The organism is Myxacorys sp. (assembly GCF_059501405.1).
The window spans coordinates 1-3,422 of record NZ_JCACCM010000035.1 but is presented as its reverse complement, the minus strand read 5'-3'; the positions used below and the strand labels follow the sequence as shown (position 1 = coordinate 3,422).

The 3,422-nt window shown below is 46.0% G+C and carries 3 protein-coding genes; 2 read left to right on the top strand and 1 reads right to left on the bottom strand.

Annotated features, from left to right (window positions below):
* Positions 1-94 precede the first annotated feature (94 nt).
* Positions 95-1,402, bottom strand: coding sequence for a glycosyltransferase (locus tag AC5I6P_RS03020; RefSeq protein WP_495692282.1), 1,308 nt, complete (start codon positions 1,400-1,402; stop codon positions 95-97).
* A gap of 282 nt (positions 1,403-1,684) precedes the next feature.
* Here AC5I6P_RS03020 and AC5I6P_RS03015 point away from each other — a divergent pair, with 282 nt between their 5' ends.
* Positions 1,685-2,584 carry a transposase gene (locus tag AC5I6P_RS03015; protein WP_495692281.1) on the top strand — a complete coding sequence of 300 codons (900 nt, stop codon included), beginning with the start codon at positions 1,685-1,687 and terminating at the stop codon, positions 2,582-2,584.
* 203 nt (positions 2,585-2,787) lie between these two features.
* The gene (locus tag AC5I6P_RS03010) at positions 2,788-3,336 is read left to right on the top strand and encodes a hypothetical protein (protein WP_495692280.1); all 549 of its coding nucleotides are present in this window, start codon (positions 2,788-2,790) and stop codon (positions 3,334-3,336) included.
* Positions 3,337-3,422: the final 86 nt, after the last annotated feature.

The following is a 3,422-nucleotide window of genomic DNA, read 5'->3' as shown; positions in this document are numbered from 1 at the left end:
ATAATGACTCAACTTGACCAGACCCTACTCCTAGCGTCACTGCGTAAGTCCTGTTGCAGTGATACAGTTGGCACAGATTGTGTAGAACGAAAATCTACGAAATTGCCAGCTGAGTTTCTCTTGAGAGATCGGGTTGGTTTTTGTTTCCAGGAGAAATCGCTTGTTCGATGATACTTGCTGCTTGTTGAACTCCGCCTGTCTGCTGAATGGCTTGCTTCAGCCTCAGGGCATTTTGTTTGTAAGACGCTTCGCGCAGCATGTGTTGAATTGTGGTTCTTAGTTTGAGCGGTTCAATTTGAGCAAACGGAATAGCTTCTCCAGTGCCCGTCCAATGAATCCGAGCCGCATTTCCGGGCTGTTCGTAGGTGATTGGAATGGCAAGCATTGGAACGCCTTGACTGAGCGAATCGAGTACTGTGTTGAGCCCAGCATGGGTGATAGTGAGTTGCGATCGCTGCAAAATCTCTAGCTGTGGAGCGGATTCGACAACAATTGGAGAGCCAGGCAAATTTTGAAGCGTGTTGGCTCCGCCACCCAGCGTGATGACGAGTTGAACATTAATCTCAGCACATGCCGTTGCGATGCAATGAAACAATTCCTGCTTGGTGTGTTGAATTGTTCCTAACGAAGCGTAGATTAGCGGCTGCCCGGTCAACTTTTCAAAGGGAAAGGTTTCAGTTGCAATTTCACTAGCAGAGCGTAAAGGTCCAACATAGTGGAAGCGGGGTGGTAGTTTCGTACAGGGAAAGTCAAATTCAGCTGGTTGTTGACTAATTTGGGCGATCGAATGAGTGTTTGACCAATCGTACAACCGATAACAATGTGGCAATTTCCACTGCGCGCGATAGGTATTGAGAACGTTTAGCGTTGGTTTACTGTAGCGATCGAGCAAGTGATAGGCAATTCGATTACGTATTCGTGCCCATGCAGTATCGAGATAGCGCCAATGAGTGAAGAAAGGCGGCACCTCGATCGATTGGCGATGAATCGCTTGACTATTGCAGACGCTAATAAATGGAATATCTAAAAATTCAGCAACCGCCTCTCCAGCTGGTTCAAGTTGATCAACTAACAGTGCTTCAATACCCAGTGACGCAATCGCATTGGGGGCATCCTGACACACGATCGCGCTCATCTGGGCGCAAAATTCAATAGACTGCTGTAATGCATCAATGCCATTAAAATTAGCAAGCTGCTGAATCGTTTCTGCCAGCGAGCCAGGACGATAAATGGATTGTCCAATTGGGTAAAAACTTAATCCTTGAGCGTTGACTTGCCGTGCAACATCTGGGATTTGTAGAACAGTAACTTGATGCCCACGAGATTGAAGTTCCTGTCCGAGTGCCCCAAGTGTTTTCAAATGGCTAAAGAAGGGTGGACAAATAATACCAAAGTGAGTCATGTGGTTGGAACATTGCACTTTCTATTATTTTATTATCAGTAGAACGATCGCAACGTGTCTTGCGCCTTACGGTACGTTGCGATAGAAGCGTAGGATAGACCTTAGTAAAATCAGTTAGTAATTGCTAATACACAGCGAATGAAAACATAAGCTAAAAGGACTTTAACCATTCGTTTTATAACGTAAACGAGGTCTTCTTAATTTCACAGCTAAGAATTAATTTAACTAAAAGACTTGTTCGGAAATAAGGGAGAATGAGTTGCCCTTGCCCAAGCTTGACTCATGCTTGATCTAGACCGCATTCTCAACGACGACCGCCTAATGCGAGCACTCACAGGTCTCAACCACAAAGCATTTGAAGCACTCTTACCCAGTTTTGAAACTGCTTACCAGCAGAATCTCATCCAACCTGACCAGACTCGCCAACGAAGATTGGGTGGAGGTCGAAAAGCCCGACTGCTGACGATTGAGTACAAGCTGTTCTATATCTTGCTCTACTGCAAATGCTATCCCACGCTGGATCTGTTGAGTGTGATGTTTGCCTTTCAGCGCTCTTGTGCCTGTGATTGGGTGCATACTTTGTTGCCTGTCTTAGAACAAACACTGGGCGATAAGCAAGTCTTGCCTGCTCGCAAATTGAAAAGCATGGCAGAGTTTGTCGCGTTGTTTCCTGGGGTGAAAACGGTGATCTTGGACGGAACAGAACGCCCGGTGCAGCGGCCTCAAGATGCAGAGCAACAAAAGGAGCATTACTCTGGAAAAAAGCGACGACACACCCGCAAACATATTACGGGAACGACCCGAAACAAACGGGTGATTCTGCTGTCTCCTGCACAAGTGGGGAAGATTCACGATAAACGACAACTGCAAGAAGCTGAACTCGTCGAGTACATTCCAGATCAGGTGAATATCGAAGGTGATTTAGGCTTTCAAGGCTTGCAAAATGAGTTCGTCAACATTCATTTGCCTCATAAGAAGCCACGAGGTAAAGAGCTGAGTGATTGGCAAAAGCAACAGAACAAAGAATTTAGTCAGCAACGGGTGGTCTGTGAACATGCTCATGCGGGCATGAAGCGTTATAACGCCGTATCTGCAATTTATAGAAATCGTATGCCTAACTGTGATGATCAACTGATGCTAATTGCCGCAGGGCTATGGAACTTCTATTTAGATGCAGCATAAAGAGAAGGCAAATAAGAAAAGCCTGTGCTCTTGCTGACCTTATTTCCGAACAAGTCTATTACCGTTTCCACATCTTCTCATTCATTCTATAGGCTACATCTTTAGAACGATGGATAGCTTTATTGGAGTTGCAAGAATAATACTATGAACCACAATTCACTTTCAGTGTGATCATCGTTGTTATTATTGGTTAGAAGAAGGAAATGGTTGTCAATCAACAACAGCAGAAACGTGCGATCGGCGTATTTACTGATCGTGAAAAAGCAGAGCAAGCAATCAAGGAATTGCAAAATTCTGGCTTTTCAATGGACAAGATTTCTTTAGTTGCTAAAGAAGGTGAAGACGAGGGTGAGCAGGTTAGCGGTGTTGAAGTCAGCGATCATGTCGGAGATACGAAGGTCGCCAACACAACAGATATGGTTGGAGATACCTTTGCAACTAGTAGCACGGGCTTTGCTTTGCTGGGCTTGACCAGCTTGGCTCTTCCTGGAATTGGGGCCGTTTTGGCCGCTGGAAGTTTTGGTGTAGCCCTGGCTGCTAGTGCAGCCAGTAGCGGAGTCGCCGCGATCGCGTCCAACAATTTAGAGAAAGCACTGATTGATTACGGTATTCCTAAAGCTCAAGCCGCCGCTTATAGCGATCGCTTGCAACGGGGCGACTACCTCATCACTGTAGAGGGAACCGATGAGGAGATTCACCAAACTGAGCAGGTGTTTGGTCAGCAGGGAATTCAAGACTGGAGCGTCTACTAATCAATGCTCGCAGCGTAGAATCGTGAGTTTGAGTTTCACAGGACTTACGCAGGGGCACTAGATTCAGGGGCAAGCCCAACTGAGCT

Coding starts and splice junctions, on each gene's coding strand:
- AC5I6P_RS03010 (WP_495692280.1), top strand. CDS start 2,788: ATGGTTGTCAATCAACAACAGCAGAAACGTGCGATCGGCGTATTTACT.
- AC5I6P_RS03020 (WP_495692282.1), bottom strand. CDS start 1,402: ATGACTCACTTTGGTATTATTTGTCCACCCTTCTTTAGCCATTTGAAA.
- AC5I6P_RS03015 (WP_495692281.1), top strand. CDS start 1,685: ATGCTTGATCTAGACCGCATTCTCAACGACGACCGCCTAATGCGAGCA.